The organism is Streptomyces sp. NPDC040622, from assembly GCF_055593965.1.
Window position 1 is genome coordinate 39,822 of record NZ_JBVIXD010000025.1, and the last position, 17,410, is coordinate 57,231.

Annotated in this window: 19 protein-coding genes and 2 pseudogenes; 6 read left to right on the forward strand and 15 right to left on the reverse strand. The window is 70.9% G+C overall.

Annotation, left to right across the window (positions count from 1 at the left end):
- Nucleotides 1-72 precede the first annotated feature (72 nt).
- Nucleotides 73-999, forward strand: a complete 927-nt coding sequence (locus tag ACZ592_RS38650) for an ABC transporter ATP-binding protein (RefSeq protein WP_471586438.1) — start codon at nt 73-75, stop codon at nt 997-999.
- Nucleotides 996-1,790, forward strand: a complete 795-nt coding sequence (locus ACZ592_RS38655) for an ABC transporter permease subunit (protein WP_471586439.1) — start codon at nt 996-998, stop codon at nt 1,788-1,790. Before ACZ592_RS38650 ends, ACZ592_RS38655 begins: the two co-directional genes overlap by 4 nt.
- 294 nt (nt 1,791-2,084) lie before the next feature.
- Here the strand turns inward: ACZ592_RS38655 and ACZ592_RS38660 are convergent, their stop codons facing one another.
- Nucleotides 2,085-2,402, reverse strand: coding sequence for an STAS domain-containing protein (locus ACZ592_RS38660; protein WP_471586440.1), 318 nt, complete (start codon nt 2,400-2,402; stop codon nt 2,085-2,087).
- Between the two features lie 725 nt (nt 2,403-3,127).
- On the opposite strand from ACZ592_RS38660, the gene ACZ592_RS38665 reads away from it, so the two are divergent.
- A complete protein-coding gene (locus ACZ592_RS38665) occupies nt 3,128-4,045 on the forward strand; it encodes a hypothetical protein (RefSeq protein WP_471586441.1) in 918 nt (305 codons plus the stop codon).
- A gap of 181 nt (nt 4,046-4,226) precedes the next feature.
- On the opposite strand, the gene ACZ592_RS38670 is transcribed toward ACZ592_RS38665, so the two are convergent.
- The 4 genes from ACZ592_RS38670 to ACZ592_RS38685 all read right to left on the reverse strand — a co-directional run bounded on the left by ACZ592_RS38670 (nt 4,227) and on the right by ACZ592_RS38685 (nt 6,326).
- A complete protein-coding gene (locus tag ACZ592_RS38670) occupies nt 4,227-4,418 on the reverse strand; it encodes a hypothetical protein (RefSeq protein WP_471586442.1) in 192 nt (63 codons plus the stop codon).
- Nucleotides 4,419-4,576: 158 nt separating this feature from the next.
- Nucleotides 4,577-5,236, reverse strand: coding sequence for a class F sortase (locus tag ACZ592_RS38675; RefSeq protein WP_471586443.1), 660 nt, complete (start codon nt 5,234-5,236; stop codon nt 4,577-4,579).
- Between the two features lie 183 nt (nt 5,237-5,419).
- A complete protein-coding gene (locus ACZ592_RS38680; RefSeq protein WP_471586444.1) occupies nt 5,420-5,815 on the reverse strand; it encodes a hypothetical protein in 396 nt (131 codons plus the stop codon).
- A gap of 160 nt (nt 5,816-5,975) precedes the next feature.
- Nucleotides 5,976-6,326 (reverse strand): hypothetical protein, encoded by a 351-nt coding sequence (locus tag ACZ592_RS38685; RefSeq protein WP_471586445.1) that lies wholly within the window; start codon nt 6,324-6,326, stop codon nt 5,976-5,978.
- 343 nt (nt 6,327-6,669) lie between these two features.
- Here ACZ592_RS38685 and ACZ592_RS38690 point away from each other — a divergent pair, with 343 nt between their 5' ends.
- Nucleotides 6,670-7,677, forward strand: a complete 1,008-nt coding sequence (locus ACZ592_RS38690; RefSeq protein ID WP_471586446.1) for an acyl-CoA desaturase — start codon at nt 6,670-6,672, stop codon at nt 7,675-7,677.
- Nucleotides 7,678-7,729: 52 nt separating this feature from the next.
- Complete coding sequence (locus ACZ592_RS38695; RefSeq protein WP_471586447.1) at nt 7,730-8,128, forward strand: DUF5994 family protein; 399 nt, start codon at nt 7,730-7,732, stop codon at nt 8,126-8,128.
- A 56-nt stretch (nt 8,129-8,184) separates the two neighbouring features.
- Here ACZ592_RS38695 and ACZ592_RS38700 read toward each other — a convergent pair whose 3' ends face one another.
- The 3 genes from ACZ592_RS38700 to ACZ592_RS38710 form a co-directional block, all read right to left on the reverse strand.
- Nucleotides 8,185-8,367, reverse strand: a complete 183-nt coding sequence (locus ACZ592_RS38700) for a hypothetical protein (RefSeq protein WP_471586448.1) — start codon at nt 8,365-8,367, stop codon at nt 8,185-8,187.
- A gap of 318 nt (nt 8,368-8,685) precedes the next feature.
- Complete coding sequence (locus ACZ592_RS38705; protein WP_471586449.1) at nt 8,686-9,084, reverse strand: STAS domain-containing protein; 399 nt, start codon at nt 9,082-9,084, stop codon at nt 8,686-8,688.
- A 458-nt stretch (nt 9,085-9,542) separates the two neighbouring features.
- Entirely contained in the window at nt 9,543-9,725 is a 183-nt protein-coding gene (locus ACZ592_RS38710; RefSeq protein WP_471586450.1) for a hypothetical protein, read from the reverse strand.
- Nucleotides 9,726-9,988: 263 nt separating this feature from the next.
- Here ACZ592_RS38710 and ACZ592_RS38715 point away from each other — a divergent pair, with 263 nt between their 5' ends.
- On the forward strand, nt 9,989-10,513 hold the full coding sequence (locus tag ACZ592_RS38715) for a hypothetical protein (RefSeq protein ID WP_471586451.1): 525 nt from the start codon (nt 9,989-9,991) through the stop codon (nt 10,511-10,513).
- A gap of 58 nt (nt 10,514-10,571) precedes the next feature.
- Here the strand turns inward: ACZ592_RS38715 and ACZ592_RS38720 are convergent, their stop codons facing one another.
- The 7 genes and pseudogenes from ACZ592_RS38720 to ACZ592_RS38750 form a co-directional block, all read right to left on the reverse strand.
- A complete protein-coding gene (locus ACZ592_RS38720; RefSeq protein ID WP_471586452.1) occupies nt 10,572-11,411 on the reverse strand; it encodes an alpha/beta fold hydrolase in 840 nt (279 codons plus the stop codon).
- A gap of 29 nt (nt 11,412-11,440) precedes the next feature.
- Nucleotides 11,441-11,977 carry a GrpB family protein gene (locus ACZ592_RS38725; protein ID WP_471586457.1) on the reverse strand — a complete coding sequence of 179 codons (537 nt, stop codon included), beginning with the start codon at nt 11,975-11,977 and terminating at the stop codon, nt 11,441-11,443.
- 168 nt (nt 11,978-12,145) lie between these two features.
- Nucleotides 12,146-13,897 carry a cation:proton antiporter gene (locus tag ACZ592_RS38730; protein WP_471586453.1) on the reverse strand — a complete coding sequence of 584 codons (1,752 nt, stop codon included), beginning with the start codon at nt 13,895-13,897 and terminating at the stop codon, nt 12,146-12,148.
- 7 nt (nt 13,898-13,904) lie between these two features.
- A complete protein-coding gene (locus ACZ592_RS38735; RefSeq protein ID WP_471586454.1) occupies nt 13,905-15,470 on the reverse strand; it encodes an oleate hydratase in 1,566 nt (521 codons plus the stop codon).
- 189 nt (nt 15,471-15,659) lie between these two features.
- Entirely contained in the window at nt 15,660-16,067 is a 408-nt protein-coding gene (locus ACZ592_RS38740; RefSeq protein WP_471586455.1) for a YciI family protein, read from the reverse strand.
- Nucleotides 16,068-16,296: 229 nt separating this feature from the next.
- Nucleotides 16,297-17,228: pseudogene (locus tag ACZ592_RS38745) on the reverse strand (DNA glycosylase AlkZ-like family protein).
- A gap of 41 nt (nt 17,229-17,269) precedes the next feature.
- A pseudogene (locus ACZ592_RS38750) lies at nt 17,270-17,410 on the reverse strand (IS5/IS1182 family transposase); the annotation flags it as partial.

Here is a 17,410-nt window from a genome sequence, read left to right on the forward strand (position 1 = left end):
ACTCCCGGGGGAGTAGCGGCCGACTCCACACGGCGGATGTCCGAGGCACACGCCGTCCGTAGCGTCGCAGACATGATCGAGGCAACGGAACTGACCAAGCGATACGGCGACAGAGCCGCCGTGGACACCCTGTCCTTCACCGTGCGGCCCGGGCGCGTGACAGGCTTCCTGGGCCCGAACGGAGCGGGCAAGTCCACCACCATGCGGCTCATCCTGGGCCTGGACGCCCCGACCCGGGGCCGCGTGACGGTGGCCGGCCGCCCCTACGGTCAGCTGCGCGCGCCGCTGCGCACCGTCGGCTCCCTGCTGGACGCGAAGGGCGTGCACGGCGGGCGCACCGCCTACCAGCACCTGACCGGGCTCGCTGCGAGCAACGGCCTGCCGCGCCGCCGTGTCGAGGAGGTCCTGGAGCTGGTCGGGCTGCCACCCGCCACAGCCCGCAAGCGCACCAAGGGTTTCTCTCTCGGCATGGGCCAACGTCTGGGCATCGCAGCCGCCTTGATCGGCGACCCGGAGATCCTCATCCTCGACGAGCCGGTCAACGGTCTCGACACCGAGGGCATCCGCTGGATCCGCGACCTGATGAAGTCCCTTGCCGCGCAAGGCCGTACGGTCTTCCTCTCCAGTCACCTGATGAGCGAGATGGAGCTGACCGCCGACCACCTCATCGTGATCGGCAGGGGCCGGCTCCTCGCCGACACCACGGTCCGCGACTTCATCGCTTCCCACTCCCGTGCGCACACCTACGTCCGCGCCCCGGAAACCGAGAAGCTACGGGCCCTGCTGCAGGCCAAGGGGGCCCGGGTGAGCCTCGACCCGCGCGGCGGATGGCGGGTGGCAGGTCCGGACGCCGCCGCGATCGGTGACCTGGCCCGCGACCACGGCCTCGCCGTCCATGAACTCACCCCCGCTCACTCCTCGCTGGAGGAGGTCTACACGGCCCTCGCCAAGGACACCGCCGAATACACCACCGCCACGGCCACGGAGGTCCCACGATGAGCACGACGGACCGTTTGTTCAAGGAGCCGGCGCCACGCACTCCACGCGCGGCCCTGCCGGAGCAACTCGCCTACGAATGGATCAAGTTCCGCAGTGTCCGCTCCACTGTCTGGACAATGGTCGCCACAGCCGTGGTGCCCGTCCTGGGCGCTGTGTTCGTGGCGGCGAGCGGCAGCCTCCAGGATGACGACACGGTGCTCGGCGGCAGTCTCACCCTCACCGTCGTCGCACAGATGCTCGCCGCCGTGACCGGCGCGCTCCTCGTCACCGGCGAGTACAGCAGCGGCACCATCCGCACCACGCTGGCCGCCAACCCGCGGCGCGTCACGGTCCTGGCCGCCAAGGCGACGGTCCTCGCGGCTCTCACGTACGGCCTCGCTCTGCTGTCCTGCACCCTCGCCTACGTCGTCGGCGACGCGCTGCTGCCCTCCGGCAAGTACCCCGCCGGGGAGCCGTGGCCCGCGCTGTTCGGCATCGCCGCATCGTTCTCGGTGGCGGCGCTGCTCGGGCTGGCGCTCGGCACCCTGGTGAGGCACTCGGCGGGCGCCGTCACCACGGTGATCGGAGTGCTGTTGCTGCCCTCCCTGTTCGGCCCGCTGTTCGAGGACGCTCAGCGATGGATCGCCGGCCTGTCGCCGACGGCCGCGCTGGAGAAACTGACCCAGACTTCGGACGCGAGCGCGGAGACGGTCGGCAGCCTCGGTCCCTGGCCATCACTCGCCCTCGTCACCGGATACACCGTGCTCCTGCTCCTGCTCGCCGGCACGGTGTTCCGCCGACGGGACGCATGACACCCCGGGTCAGGAACCGCGCCAGCAGGCCAGTGCTCAGTCAGACCGGTGCCCCGATCACCGAGACCGGTACCGACTCCTACCGGCCGGCATCCGGGCACGGGCCGAGGAGCCGGCCAAGGCCGTCTGAACTCTGCAGCTTGTCGAGTCACGAACGTGGGACCGCCGGCCGTGCCCGTGGGGCCGGGCTCGCGGTCGCCGTTCACCACGGTGCCCGCCGCCCGCTGCCCCCTGCGCGACCGGCCCGGGATGGTGGCTGGTACGTGCGGGCACGGCCGCCGAGGCGGTGGTCCTTCATCGCTCCGGGGGCGCTTCGCGCCCTGCACACGCATCGTCGATGCTGGTGTATCGCGGGAAATGTGCTGTCGCGCGGTGGAGGGCCAGGAGCCGGATGATGAAGGGCTGGTCGTAGACCAGGCGCAGTCCGGTGCCCGCCCGTTCGCAGTGCTGCTGCGCGGTGCGCAGTTCGCGGATGGTGCTGGTGTCCATGAAGGTGACCGGTCGCAGGTCGACGATGAGCCAGGCGTCCTGCGTCTGCTGCCAGGGGCCGCGCAGCAGTGTGGGGAGCTGGAAACTGTTGGCGATGTCGAGGTCTCCGCGCAGACGCACCACGCGGCAGGCGGCTCTGGGGACGGGCCATGAGTTGTTGATCGGGTTCCACTCCTTGCGTGTTGCACCACAGGCACGAACAACGCGAAGAGATGAGGGACCGCACGTCGGGTGTCGTGGCGGAGGCCACCGCTTCGGGTGCGGTGACCTCGTGCCATGTGTCGCGGCCCCGCTTGATGCCGCGGAGCACTCCTCCCGAGCTGCCGGGTATGGGGTCCGGCGTTGATCTGCTCCGGGGGACGGGCCGGGCCACGGCGGCATCCGCGTGAATGGATGCTGGGGCTCGGCGCTCATGCTCCGCAGGCTCGCTCTGCTGCGGGAGAGAACCTCTGTACGACAGCACCAGACTGGTGCGGAGAGGCTGTCATCTGAACATAGGGCAATCGCGGAAAGACCATATCCATTTTGCAGAAACTGGTACGAAGAAGCCTTTCCCAGCACAACCGTGCCTGAGGCTCGTCTTTCACTGCCCTGACGCGGGAGCGCACCCGCCTCCCCAGCTCCGAGCCCTGACGTACTGGGTCACCTCATTCCCACGGCCTTGGCCGGCGCCACGGAACGACTCGCGCAGGGAATGACACGGCCGGGACGGTGAGGTGCGGGGTCGGTCACCACTGGTGACGACCGGTAGCCGCGTGGCTGGTTTCTTCCCTGCCTTCTTCCCGTACCGCCCTGGGGCACCGACTCTGACCCGGGAAAGCGGACCTGAGCTGGGTGAGGAGACCGGCATGAGCGGGATGCGGAGCAGGAGACCTGGGAACGTCGCTGCCGACGGCTCGCAGGCATCGGAGATCCCCGCCCCGGAGGGGATGACGGCGTTCGACGACATCTACGATCAGCCGGATCCTCGGGCCTATTTCCGGGCATTGGGCCCTCTGGAATACCAGGCACCCCATCACGGGCAGAGCGTCTTCCGGCGGGCGGTCGCGGCCCTCACGCGGACAGCCCGCGCGGCGGAACGACCGGTGACCGTGCTCGACATCTGCTGCTCGTACGGCATCAACGCCGCTCTCCTCAACCATGAGGTGACACTGGAGGACCTCTACGCCCACTACACCTCGCCGCAGGCCACCACGCTCACCACAGCGGAACTTGTCGAACGGGATCGCAGCTACTACGCCGCTCGCCGCCGCCACGATGCGGCCCGGGTGATCGGACTGGACCCGGCCACGAACGCCATCTCCTATGCATGCGAGGTCGGCCTGCTGGAACGAGGGTTCGCTGAGAACCTCGAAACCGCGCCTCCCTCTCCGTCCCTGCTCCGCGCCGCGCGGCACACCCGTCTGATCACGATCACCGGAGGGGCCATCTTCCTGTCCCCCCGCACCTTCCAGACGATCCTGGCCTGTGCCCAAGACCCGGTGTGGGTCGCGGCGTTCGTGCTGCGCACCACCTCGTACAAGTCCATCGCCGCATGCCTGGCTTCGAACGGCCTGGTCACCGAGAAGGCCACCACGCACACGTTCCGGCAACGACGCTTCACGGACGCGGCCGAACAGCGATACGCCGTTCAAGCAGTGACGGCGGCCGGCGATGACCCGTACGGGATAGAGACCGACGGCTACTTCCACACGATGCTGCACTTGTCGCGCCCCTTCGAAGACACGACGGTATGTCCGCTGACCGACCTGATGCCGCGCCTGTGAGCCCCGCCCTGCCCACACACTCCCCGGACTCAGACGAAGATCACCAACAGCCCGGGAAGCCGGTCGCCTTGCAGGTGAGTGAGCATGTGGGCAAAGGAGCGCGTTTCCGCACTCCGGGCAGGCCGCCCGTTCAGCGGTCGTACGAGCCTCGGCGACGAGTATGGCGAGCGCCCCCGAGGGCTCAGGGAGCCCCGGTTCCCGCGTTGTTTCCCCTGGACGCCGCCTCGCTCATGCCGTGGGCGAGGCCGTGCTGTGCCGCCGCGCGCTCCACCGCGCCCCGCTCACCCGAACCGCCCCTGCGGCGCAGGATGAACAGGCATCCCCCGATGAGAACCGCGAACATGACTGCCGTGAAAACGATGAAGAAACTCATGTGCCCCCCGTCTCCGGCGGAACCGCCCCCGCGGCCCGCGTCTGAACCATGTGCATGACGACCGTATCGCTGCTCTGCTCTGCCCTGGACTCGCCGCGCCGAAGCGCGTGTTCGCGTCATTGATCGCCGAAACCCGGCCGTCCGCGCCCCCGGGGGGGCTACGTCGCGCCGGTGAGATGGGCGTAGACGACGACGTTGCCGGAGTAGCCCTCGGTCTTGGTGTAGTTGCCGCCGCAGGTGATCAGGCGCAGTTCGGGGCGGGCCCGCTGCCCGTAGACCTTCGCGTCAGGGAAGTCGCTCCGCTCGTATTCCTCGATGCCGTCGACGGTGAAGTGCGCGGTGAGGCCGTCCGCTCGGGCCACCTCGATCAGGGCGCCCTTCTCCAGGGACCCCAGACCGTAGAACACGGCCGGCCCCTGCCGCGTGTCGACATGTCCCGCGATCACCGCGGTCCCGGTGCTCCCGGGCATGATCCCGGCGGCGTCCCAGCCGGCCAGGTTGGGGTCGTCGGGCGGTGGCGGGTCGAGGCCGCCGCCGGCGTTCCTGGTCAGGTCGGTGAGCGGGGCGTCGACGTCGATGCTCGGGATGGCGATGCGGACGGGGGAGGCCTCGGGGAGCGACGTGATCAGCGGGGGTGTCTCCAGCACCGGGTCGGAGTGGGCCGCCTGGCCCTGGGCCGCGGTGGGCCGGGGCGGCGGCTTCATCTCCTCCTGCCCGGTCATCCAGTTAGCCAGCCCCACGACCACGATGAGGAAGAGCACCCACGACCACGTCCGGCTGCGCGCGGAACGGTGCGTCGATGAGGAGGAGTACGCCATGGTGTCGCCGTCCTTGCCCGGATGTCTCCGCAGACCCCGTAGACCCCGCGGACCCTGCGGACCCGCAGGCCCGAAGCCCCGAGGAACCGTAGTCCCGAAAAACCGTAGGGGTGGAACCGCCCCGGCCCCGTCGGGCGAGCCTGAGCTCCGCCCGGCGGGGCCGGTCGGACAACAGCGTGCAGGTCAGCGCTGTCCCGCGGTCTTGCGGCGGGCGAGGAACACCGCACCCGCGGCCCCGGCGGCGAGCACGGCCGCCCCGGCGGCCGGCTCGGTCGGATCGGTGCTGCTGCTCTGGGTACCACCCGAACCCGTCTTCATCCCGCCCCGCACGGCCGGATCGGTCGAGTCGCAGAAGCGCTGCGCGGTCGACGCGGCCATGTTGGCCTCGTCCTCAGCTGCCTTCTTGTCCGCCTCGGACGTGTTCGGGTCGTTCCTGACCTCGTCGGCGTTCTTCTGGGTGATCTCCGCGTCGTCCAGTGCCTTCTGGCAGCTGGGCGACACGGCCTGTGCGGTCGGGGCGGTGATCGCCAGCGCGGCCCCCGCGACGGCCAGCCCCGTCAGCACTCGTATGGAACGCATGTGTACCTCCAGCACCGACGCGGCCCCCCGAAGCCCTGATGCTCCGAAACATGTGTCCTGGCGTTGACCGCGCCTCTACCGAAAGCCCTCCCGCCTCACGGCGTGTCGCTATCGCGAACACGCCGGGTGTCCCTCGGGTGGCCCACACGGATACGCCCGTCTAGAGCCTCAGCAGCCGCTGGGTGAGCTCGCGGTACTGACGCAGGGCGAGGCGGAGTTCGGTGGACTGTGTCTCGGGGTCCTGCTCCTGCCAGCTCGTGTGCAGGGCCCGACGTCGTTCCGTGAGGGCCGTCGCCAGCTGGGCGGAGGCCTCGTCCAGGGCCGCCTCGGCCTCTTCCAGTGACTCGCGTGGCGTGTCGGCGAAGGCGTTGACCGCCTGGCCCAGGCGCCGGGAGATCCGGTCCCGTTCGTCGGCGGGGAGCAGCGGCTCCGGGCCGGTCGCGGCCCGTTCGGTGCGGCCGTCCCGGGGCTGGTCGGGGGGCTGCTGGGCGCGTGTCTGGTCGTACATCATCGGGTGCCGTGTCCGTTCCGAGTGGAGGCGCTGGGCGCCGGTGCCGGGTGACCGCGCCGAGGTCGTCGGGGCCGCCTCTGGACGTTCCCAACTGGCATGCCACCGCGCCGTGTTGCCAGTCAACGTCCGGGGGTGGCCCGTGTCAACGTGGCGGCCGGGTGAATCACCCCGGTGGCCGGGCCAACCGGACAGCTCCGGTCCGGGGCTTGCCTGCGGGAGTACGGTGAAGGAAGCGAGGACGCCCGGCGGCGAGTCCCGAGCCGGCGCACTCCTCGCTGTTCCCATCACAGGGGCAGCCCGTGACCCCGGCCGCGCCATTCGCACCGAGGCCGAGGAGCCCCGCATGTCGCTCGTTTCCGGCACACCACCCACGGCTGCCGTCCCGCCAGGTACCGCCGCCCCGCCCGATGGCTACGACGGGGCGTCCCCCTTCCCCGTGGACGGCCCGCCGGGCGCGCGAAGCGGCGGCGAGCGGACGTACGTCACGGTGACGGCGATCATCGTCGTCCTGCCCTTCCTGGCGCTCGGCCTGGCCGGCTGGCTGCTCTGGGGCCGTTTCATCCACCCCGTCGACATCCTGCTCTTCGTCGTCTTCTACACGCTCACGTGCCTCGGGGTCACCGTCGGCTTCCACCGTGGACTGACCCACGGTTCCTACCGGGCCGTGCGCCCCCTGCGCGTCGCGCTCGCGGTGGCCGGGTCGATGAGCTTCCAGGGGGACGTCGTCGGCTGGGTCGCCACGCACCGCCGCCATCACGCGTTCACCGACCGGCCGGGCGACCCGCACTCCCCGTACCGCTACGGCACGCACCTGCGCGGTCAGTTGCGCGGGCTGGTGCACGCCCACGTCGGCTGGCTGTTCCGCAACGAGCCCACGTCGGCCGAGCGTTTCGCCCCCGACCTCCTCGACGACCGCGACATCAGGGCCGTCTCCCGGGCCTTTCCCTGGCTGTGTGTCCTCACGCTCGCGCTCCCGTTCGGGCTGGGCTGGGCGATCGGCGGGTCCTGGCTCCACGGCACGACAGCGCTGCTGTGGGCGGGCCTCGTCCGCATCGCCCTGCTCCACCACGTGACCTGGAGCGTCAACTCGCTGTGCCACATGATCGGCGACCGGCCGTTCCGGACCCGGCGGCACGACCGCGCCACCAACCTGTGGCCGTTGGCGCTGCTCTCCTTCGGCGAGAGCTGGCACAACCTCCACCACGCCGACCCCACCAGCGCCCGTCATGGCGTCGACCGAGGGCAGATCGACCCGTCGGCCGCCGTCATCCGTCTCTTCGAACGGCTGGGCTGGGTGTACGACGTGCGCTGGCCGACCGCGGGGCGTGTGGCCGCCCGCCGTCGGCCCTGAGGCCGATCGCACACCCGTGACGCAGCCGTAGAAGCCAGTTGACAGGAGTCTCATGGTCATCGCTCTGGAACCCCCGCCTCCCTCGCATCCCCTCCTCCGGTTGCGCCTGGCTCCGCTCGGCGCGGTGCCCCAGGCCATCGACGGCGCGTGGTGGCCCCGCTCGTACGACGTGCTCACCGAGATCCCGGGCCTGCTCGCCGGGTTGCCCCGTGCGTGGGGCACCATCGGCAGTGTCACGGTCAACGGGGCGATGTGGTCCGCGCCGCCCGGCCGGATGCTCGTCGCCAACCAGGTCGTACGACTGCACAGGAGCCTCACCGGGCCCCTCCCGCACACCGTGGTCCTGCTCACTCCCGGCCGGGGGCGCTGGGACCTGCTGGTCGTGCCTGCGGACGCGACCGCGGAAGCGGCGGAGACGCTGCTGGCGAGCGTCGCGGAGGGCCGCGCCTGAACGCCCCGCCCCGTGCGGGTCGTCGGCCCGCGCGGCGCCGAACGGCCGGTCCGCGCTCAACGGCTCTCGCTGGTGGGCGGCGTGAGGAGCGCGGCCACGGCTGTCGGGGCGGGCGGTGCCTCCGTGCGCGGTTCGGCGGGCTCGGCCGGAGGCAGGACGTGGTCCTCCCACCAGGAGAGACCCATGACGGTGGCGAGCAGGACGAAGGGGGCCGAGACCGGAACGATCAGCGCGTACATGGGTACCGCCTGGAGTCGGATGCGTGCGACGCGGCGGGCAGGCGAGCGTTGCCCGCATGGAGCGCATCGGAGGCCGCGCCGGGGTGCCGGGCGAGGGCCGGCTGCGGATCGGCCACGCTCGTGGCACGGCGGGTTCCGGCAGCGATGCGCACAGTGCGCCCCCTGAGGGGTGCGGTGGTGGTTCGGCGCTGCCGGGGACCGGGGCGGCAAGGCGCACGCTAGCCCTCGCCACATTTCCTGACCAGATGTCGAGTCGCCATATATGTCAGGGAATACATGGCGAGGCCGGTTCTGCCCGTTCGCGAGGTGCTGGGGACGTCACGGGCCGGCGTCCGAGGCGCACGGGGCGGCCGCCACGAGTCGGTGCAACGTCTGGAAGCACGCCACGGGAGGCGGCGACGGAGACGTGGCAGGGTGTCCGTCCGCCGGGCGAGCCTGACCGGGAGCGGCCGGCAGGCCGGTGAGCAGGAACCCGGCACCGGTGAGTTCGATCATCCACGTCAGCATGGGGGAGGGGTGGTGCAGCCGCAGCGTCGCGCCGGCGGTGGTGGTGTGCAGGAACGTCTCGATGAACGCGTTGAGACCGCAGCAGTCGCAGAACGTGACAGTGGTGAGGTCGACGTCGATGGCGTGCGCGCCGTCGCGCAGACACCGTTCGAGAGCCGTACGGACCAGCGGAGCCGTCTCCAGGTCGATCTCGCCGACGAGCGTGATCAAGGACCGTGTGCTTCTGTCGTGCCGGTAGACGCTCAACTGAGGTAGGGGCATGACGCCTCGTTTCGGAGACCTGCCGGGCGGAGCGCGGGCGTGGCCGGCAGGGCCGTACTCCCGGCTCATCGAGGGCATGCCCATCGAGGGCACATCCGGCAGGGTCGAACGTTCGGCGGAGGTCGTGAGCGGGCGGTCCGGCGAGCCGTCCGCGGGCCAGTGCGCAGGGACGGAGGGGCCGCCTTGTTCCCTCCAGGGGCGCGTGGGGTGACCGGACGAATGGTGTCCGCTCCCCGCGGCCATCGTGCTGGGCAACAAGCCGTCGTGCTGGGCGACAACGGGTCCGTCGGGGTCGAGGGCGCCCGCACTTCAGGGTAGGCCCCAACCGGCCACCGGAAGGCGGCCGGAAGCGGACCAATCTCTCGCAGTGCTCCTCCTGCCTGTCGTCCGGTCCCGCCCGGCCGCGCTCAGCGCCTGCGTCCGCGGCCTCGCGGCGACCATCCGGCCCCCGCGCCGCCGGAGTGCAGGGCCAGCAGGGCCAGTCCGACGAGCATGAGACTGGTCGGGCTGAAGACGGCGTCGGTCGACGTCTCGGTGGCGTGGATGAGGAAGGCGATGACGAAGAGCACGGCTGCCACGAATGCGAGCATCTGTCTTCTCCTGTCGGTGGACGGCGAACCGCAGGTGACCCCTCCGGCCGCACCGCTGTCTGCCGTGTGCCCCGGTCCGTGGTGATCAGGCAGAAGAGCACCGGCTGACCGTACCGCCGCAGCCGCGACGGCGTGGCGCGGTAGGAAAGTCAACTATGCTCCTGGAGTTGGTAGTTGAAGTGGACGGGCGGATTCGGGACCGGACGGCGATTGGCCGACGGAGCGGTCTTCCCCGCGCCCCGCCGGTGCTGGATGATCCCCGCATGACTGAGCAGAGAACCGACGGAGCGCCGCCGGCCGACGCGGCCCACACCTACCTCGAGGCCCTCCGTGGGCGGTTGGCGGCCGACGGCTGCGTGGTGACCGCGACGACCTGGCGCGAGCACCGGGTGACGATCGGCAGCCGATCGGACCGCAAGGCACGGTGGTTCGGCACCAAGACCGAGCTGTTCGTGCTCGCCGCCGCGGTCCCCGGAGTCGACAACGCCTCGTTGGCCGAGTTCACCGGATGGGCCCTGTCCTACGCGAGGAGCCTCCGCAGTGGTCTTCCCGGTGCCCGCAACGCGGTGATGGTCCTGCCCGCCCTGGTCAGCGCCGGCGTCGAGCCGTCCGCGAGGGACTGGGCGGCCAAGGACGCCCGCATCCTCGGCGCCACCGTGATCGGCCGCCCGCTCACGGTGGAGACGGCACGGGGGGTCACCCGGGTCACGATGTACCGGGGCGGGGTCGCGTACGGCGGGATGTTCACGCGCCACGTCCTGGAGAAGGCGGCCCTGTACTTCCCCTGAGACGGTCGTCCAGCCGTGGGCGGGGAAGAATCCGTGTCGGGGCGGGGGAGGAACCGCGTCAGGCCGCCGTGCCGCACGCATTGACGAACCTCCGAAGGTGCGCGCGCGTGACACCCGGCTGCTCGAGCCAGGGTTCGTGTCCCGCGTCGTCGACCCGTGTCAGCGGCACATCGAGCCGGAGGGCGAGCGAGGAGAGCGCCGAGAAAGGGCGCGGGTCATCGGCGCCCCCCAGCATCTCCACCCGTGCGGGCAGGGATTCGCGCAGCTCGTCGAGGTGCCGGGCGAGCGGGTCCGCGCGTCCTTCCTCGCCGAGTTCGCGGTTCATGGCCCAGTTGACCGGGCGGCGTCGCCGGGCGTCCCGCGCGGCCCGGAGCAGGCCGCGTCCGGCATCGGTGTGGTCGGTGAACCAGGACAAGGTGAGTAACTCGACTTCCTCGTCCTCCGTGCGATGCGGCACCTGCTGCAGCGCGTGGAGCCGGTCTCTCTGCGCCGGCGACATGCGCCGGTCGCGTTCCGCCCGGTACTCCGCACGCCAGTCGCCGAGGAACGGCCCGCACATCAGCAGCATCGCCGCCACCCGGTCCGGACGGGCCATGCAGAACCGGGCCGCCAGATCGGTGCCGTAGGAGTGCCCGACCAGCACGGCCTCGGGCACGTCCCACGCGTCGAGGAGCTCGGCGAGGTCGTCCGCATGCCGGGCGAGCGTGTGGCGCCCGTGCCACGGGGACCGGCCCGTGCCGCGCTGGTCGTACCGGTACACCGGGGCGAGGCCGGTGACCATGGCGGCGGTCTCGCCCAGGTAGTCCGGCAGCCCGGGCCCGCCGTGGAGCATGACCACGGGCGGCCGCCGAGTCGTGTCCCCCAGCGCCGTCCAGTGCAGCTGCGCCCCGTCGCTCATCGACGCACGGCCCTGCGTCCGTCGCACCTTCACCGCGGGGAACCCGGCGACGCGCGGTGGCCGGCGAGGTAGGCCTTCCGGAGCATCTCCTCGACCAGAGGACTTTTGGCCTGCGCGTAGCCCGCCCGTCCCGTGCGGTCGCCCGTGAATCGGCGGGCCAACGTTCTCTTCAACTCGCTGTAGCGCAGCACCTCGTCGGGGTGCGCTCGCAGGTGGTCACGGAGCAGCACGTGATCCAGGTACGGCTTCGATCCCTCGACCACGCCGTACGGATGACGGGGGACGGGTGCGTCGGGAGCGCGGAACGCTTTGCGGCCGGTGATGCCCAGGTCCCCTTCGTGGCGATAGCCCTGACCGGTCAGCCGCGCGACCAGGGTCGTCATGGCGGAGGCGTCCGCCACCACGATGTCCAGGTCGATGATGGGCTTGGCCGCGCACCCCGGCACGGCGGTGCTGCCGACGTGCTCGATGGCCACCGCGATGTCCGTGACGTGCGGCCCGAGGCGCGCACGCAGCTCTTGGAACTGCGCTTCCCAGCACGGGGTGTGGTCGCCCACCACGATCATGTCGGTCACGCCGTCAGTCTCACACGCGGAGGGGGAAGGCCCGAAGCGTGTGGCGTCGACGCGGATTCCGCGGCCGGTGAGGGCGAGGGCCGCGCGCGCGAGATCTGGAGGAGGGAGCCCTTGTCGTGGCTTGTCGTGGCTTGTCGTGGAAGGGAGGCCGCGCCGTGCTCAGCTCTCGGCCGCCGCGTCGGCGAGCTGCTGGAAGCGGGCCGCGTCGACGTCCAGCGCGGTCTGGGCGTGGTTCAGGGCGACCGAGCTGTACGTGCCCTTCGCCCGGGCCCGCAGCAGCCGGTCGGCCTGCTCGGACAGGACGCGCAACCTGAGCCGCAAGTACTGGTCGCGGCTCTCGGCCTGATCCGAGGAACGTGTGCCGGCCGTGTCGCGGTTGTCGGGGCGCGTCCGCGCGTCGGTGCGCACCTTGTCCACGACCTGCTCGGCGAACGGGGCGCCGTCGCGGTCGGTGAGGCCGGGATCGTCCAGGACGGTGTTCGCCGCGTCGGAGAGCTCGGACCTGAGCTGTGCGTACTCCTCGCGCAGCCGGTCCGGATCGTCCTTCGGCACTCGTACGGCGCGAATGACCGCGGGCAGCGTCAGGCCCTGCAGAAGCAACGTCGTCGTCGCCACCACATAGGCGATCAGCACGAGTTGGGCACGGTCCGGGGTGTCCGCAGGCAAGGTCTGCGCGGCGGCGACCGTGATGGCGCCGCGCATGCCCGCCCACGCGAGAACCACTCCGCCGCGCCAGCCCAGCGTCTGGTTGAGGCGGAACTCGACGTCCGCGGAGGCCCGTTCGAGCCGCCGCGTGAAGTTCTTCGCGCGCTTCTCCGAGACGCGGCGCATCCGTTCCTCGACGGCCGGATCCGACGTGTCGCCCTGCAGGGCGGCCTGCACGGACTCCAGGCGCGGCTTGAACTCCTCGGCGCGTTGCTGCTCGCGGCGCAGGCCGGCGACGAGCGGCGCCACGAAGACCATGCGGACGACGATCACCAGCGCCGAGGCCGCCAGGCCGATGAGCAGCGCTCGTGGGACACCCGTGCCGTCGTCGTGCACCTGGTCGACGAGCGTCTTCACGCCGAGGCCCATGAGCAGGAACATCCCGCTCTCCAGGAGGAAGGCCAGGGTGCGCCAGTTGGTGGCCTCGGCGAGCCGGTCCGCCGCGCGCAGCCGGCGCGGGCCGAGGTGGCCCGTCACCAGCCCGGCGACGACCACGGAGAGAACACCGGAGGCATCGAGCGCTTCCGCGGGCAGGAAGGCGACGAACGGCACCACGAAGGAGATCGCCGTGTTCAGCACGGCGTCATTGAGCAGGGCGCGCAGCCGGACATTGACGATGCCGACCAGGACCCCGGTCCCGACGGCCACGGCGACCGCGTAGCAGAACTCCCCTGCGACGCCCCAGAGAGACACCGATCCGGCGATCGCGGCCACGGCGGACCGCAGCAGGACCAGGGCGGAGGCGTCGTTGACGAGCCCTTCGCCCTCCAGCACGGTCAGGAGCCGGCTGGGGAGGCCGAGCCGCCGTCCCACAGAGGTGGCCGCGACGGCGTCGGTGGGGCTGATGACCGCGCCGAGCGCGAACGCCGCGGGCCAGCCGATCTCCGGCAGCAGCCAGTGGAAGAGCCAGCCCGCGCTCAGCGTCGACACCACGACGAGCACCACCGCGAGTCCCGCGATCGGCCGGATGTTGCGGCGGAAGTCGACGATGGGCATGTTCACGGCCGCCGAGTACAGCAGCGGTGGCAGCACCCCGGCGAGAATCAGGTCGGGCTCGACCTCGGGGTGCGGGACCCCGGGCAGGAAGCTCAGGCCGATGCCGACCACCACGAGACTCAACGGCGCGGCGAGTCCCAGGCGTTCGGAGAACGCGGCGACGGCGACGATGCTCATGACGCCGAGGACCGCGACGAGGGTCAGTTCCACGCGGGCGTCAGCGGCGGTGCATCGTCGCGAGCGCCTCGACCAGGACCTTGGGGTCGTGCCCGCCCTTGTAGACGGGCGGGGGCTGCCGGTCCAGGTGCAGGAGTTTCGCGACGGCCGTCCAGGCGGTGCGCACCGAGTACTCGACGGTGAAGACGACGTCGTCGGGGACCTCCGCGTACTGACCGATGAAGGCCAGGTTGGTGGAGTGCTCGGGCACCACCGGGGGCCGGTCGCCGTGGCTGCGTACCAGGAACTGGCTGGTGATGTACGGCATGAGGGCGGGGATGACGATCGAGTTGTCGAGGAGGCGGGGGCCTTCCTCGAAGCGCAGGTGCCGCAGGACCTCGTCGAGGATCTCCCGGCCGGTGCACTCGCGCATCGTCTTGGGTACGAAGTCGCCCTTCTTGTCGGGGAACAGGGCGTAGCCCCACCAGACGTAGGTGTCCTCGGGCTGGTCGTGGAAGTGCGGCTGGTGGTTGAGGACGATGGTCAGCAGCCAGCCGGAGTCCTTGAAGGTGATCAGGCCGCCCTTGCCGGCCTCGCTGCCGGAGAACTTCTCCATGAGCCGGAAGAACGTGGGGTCCTTCGTCGTCACGGTGAACGACTCCCAGGTGGAGTCGTCGGTCGAGGTGTTGAAGACCGACGGGTCGCCGAGGCCGGGACGCTTGGCCGCGAGGGTCTCCCACAGGTGCCAGGCGCCGCCGGAGCCGGACGTGTCCAGGACGGGGGCCGTGTCGGTGGACCCGAGCGTGGAGTTGGCCGTCATCGATCCGTTGGTCACCAGGACGAGGTCGCCGGGATCGAGGCTCACCTGCTCGCTCCGTCCGCCGCGCGTCCACGTGAGGGCCTCGACGGTGAGCGCGTCACCGTCGGCGAGCGTCAGATCGGTGACCTCCGTGCCCAGCTGTACGGTCACGCCCTGCTCGGTGAGCCATGCCAGCAGCGGTCGCACGATCGAGTCGTACTGGTTGAAGCGCGTCCGGTAGATCCCGGACATGGAGTCGAACGTCTTGAACAGGTGGATGAAGCGATTGAGGTAGCGGCGGAACTCGATCGCGCTGTGCCACGGCTCGAACGCGAACGTGGTGCACCACATCCACCAGAAGTTGGTGCGGAAGAACTCCTGGCTGAAGCAGTCCACGATGCGCTTGCCGTCGAGCAGCCGCTCCGGAGTGCCCACGCACTTGACCAGCTCCAGCCGGTCCCGCTCGGAGAAGCCCATCGAGTGTGCGTCGACGACCTTGCCCGCCGCGTCGACGAGACGGGCGTGGTCGTCCCAGGCGAAGTCCTCGTGGAAGGCGAAGGTGTCCTCGGTGACCGACTTCGACGGATCGTCCAGGGAGGGGATCGAACCGAGCAAGTCGTAGGTGCACTCGAAGTGGATCTCGAACATGCGTCCGCCGCGCATGGTGTACCCGGTCTCCGGCGACCCCGCGGCGTCCAGGCTGCCGCCCTCGCGGTCCTGCTCCTCCAGGATCACGATGTCCGAGCCCGCGAACTTGCCCTCGCGGATCAGGAACGCGGCTGCCGACAGGGCCGCGATACCGCTTCCCACCAGGTACGCCTTCGCCATGAGTCTGCTCCCTGTGCCTCGCGCCGACCTCGATGTCCGACAGCCGTGAGCCGACCGCCGCTCCACTCACCCTTGCCGCACCCCCTCAGCGGTGCAGCAGGTGTGGGCCGAACAGGTGGCCCGGGGGATTCCAGGGGAGGCTCTTCGGAAGGCTCACCTGTCTGTCCTCGGGGTCGCCCGTCGGCGAGGTCAGTCCGTGATGGTGGGCGGCTCGGTCAGGAACGGGCGTACTTCGAGCCACTCGTGGATCGGCCTCCCGCCCGCCCCCGGCTCGGCCGACAGCTCCCCGGCCAGCTCGACGGCGCGCTCGTAGCTGTCGACGTCGATCACCATCCATCCGGCGATCAGATCCTTGGTCTCGGCGAACCGGCTGTCGACGACCGGCGGACGCCCCGCGCCGTCGTGGCGCACCCACGCTCCCTCGGGAGCGAGTGCCTGGCTCTCGACGTACTCGCCGGTCCGCTCGAGGCGGGCCGCGAAGTCGTTCATGTACCGCACATGGGCGGAGATCTCCTCGGGCGTCCATCGGTCCATGGGTACGTCGTTGACGGCGGGCGGGGCGCCCCGGTAGTGCTTCAGGAGCAGGTACTTGGCCATGACGCTCTCCTCGGCGCTGGTGCGACCCGTTGTGGTCGCGTCCACCCCGGGGACGGAGCCGGACACGGCTTCTCGACATCGCCGACCGACTGGGGCGGACCGACCGGGTCGGAGCGAAAGAGCAGAACTCCGTGACCGCCAGCCTCAGCGTGCGACCGCTCTTGCGGGGCTGCCAGATCCCGGCGATCGTGCCGTCGGCCAGCACCGCGCCGGGCGCGCCGACCGGCTTTCACCCCTCGCTCCGGTGCGCCGGGTCGACGAGGGTGTCCCGGTCATACATCTGCGTGCAGGGGTCGCCCGGCGGCAGCAGCCGCACCCCGTGTGCCTCGGGCGGCGACCGTAGGGCGTCCAGGTCCTCGGCGAGGAGCCACGCGCGGCTGCCACCGTCTTCGTACTCGACCGGCGCGAGCTCGCGTCCAGCCTGGTCCACCCCGCGTCCACGTCACCGGCGTTGACGCCGGTCCAGGCGGCGAAGTCCGCGCGGGTGGACCGGCCGTAGCACCCTGGGCAGCGACGGAGCAGGCCGGCGCGGGCACTGTCCGGGTCCCTTCGCGGCAGGGGGTGGCCGAGCCATTCATCGAGGAGGACGAACGGCCCCTTGTTCCCGCTGCGCGGCACGATGCAGACGATGCCGCGCAGCGTCAGCATCCGGAGGAAGAAGTGCACGACGGCCTCGCCCAGCGGCTGGTTCGCCCCGTAGGGCCCCTTCGCCCGCCAGGCCTCGCGCTGAGCGGGCGACAGTCCGCGTGCCAGGCGCTCGGCCAGTTCCTCACCGAGCTCGTTCACCGCCAACCGCCGTCCCGACAGCACGGCCCCGATGTCCTCGGCGGCGCGGTCGACCACCACGTCGACGCCCCTCCCCAGCTTCTCCAGCGCCCGCTCGACACCCACGATCAGACGCAGTCGGGTCGTCTCGGGGGGAGGCAGGACACCGGCTGGGAGGCAGGACACCGGCGGTGAAGACAGGCACGTCGGCGGTGGGGAAGCAGAACGGCGCTCCGCGCATGCACCAGGTCTGCGGCAGACTCCTCTCCTCGCCGGCGAGGTCGTCGCAGCGGTTCGGCGCTGCTCACGCCGTCGACCCGGGCACGCAGCGCGAGCAGCGCCGAACCGGGCGGACTGTTCCGCATGCCTGCCGCACGCACCCGCCGCTTCAAGCACCGCGTCCGCCTTGTCGCTGCCCCGTCACGAAAGGCGGCGCGCTAGGACCTGTCTGACAAATGATCACCCGGCGGGCTCGCGGAGCCACAGGACCAGAGCTGCCACAACGATTCCAGCCCGATAGCGATCGGCGAGCTTGTCGAACCTCATCGCGATCGCACGGAACTGCTTGAGACGGGCGA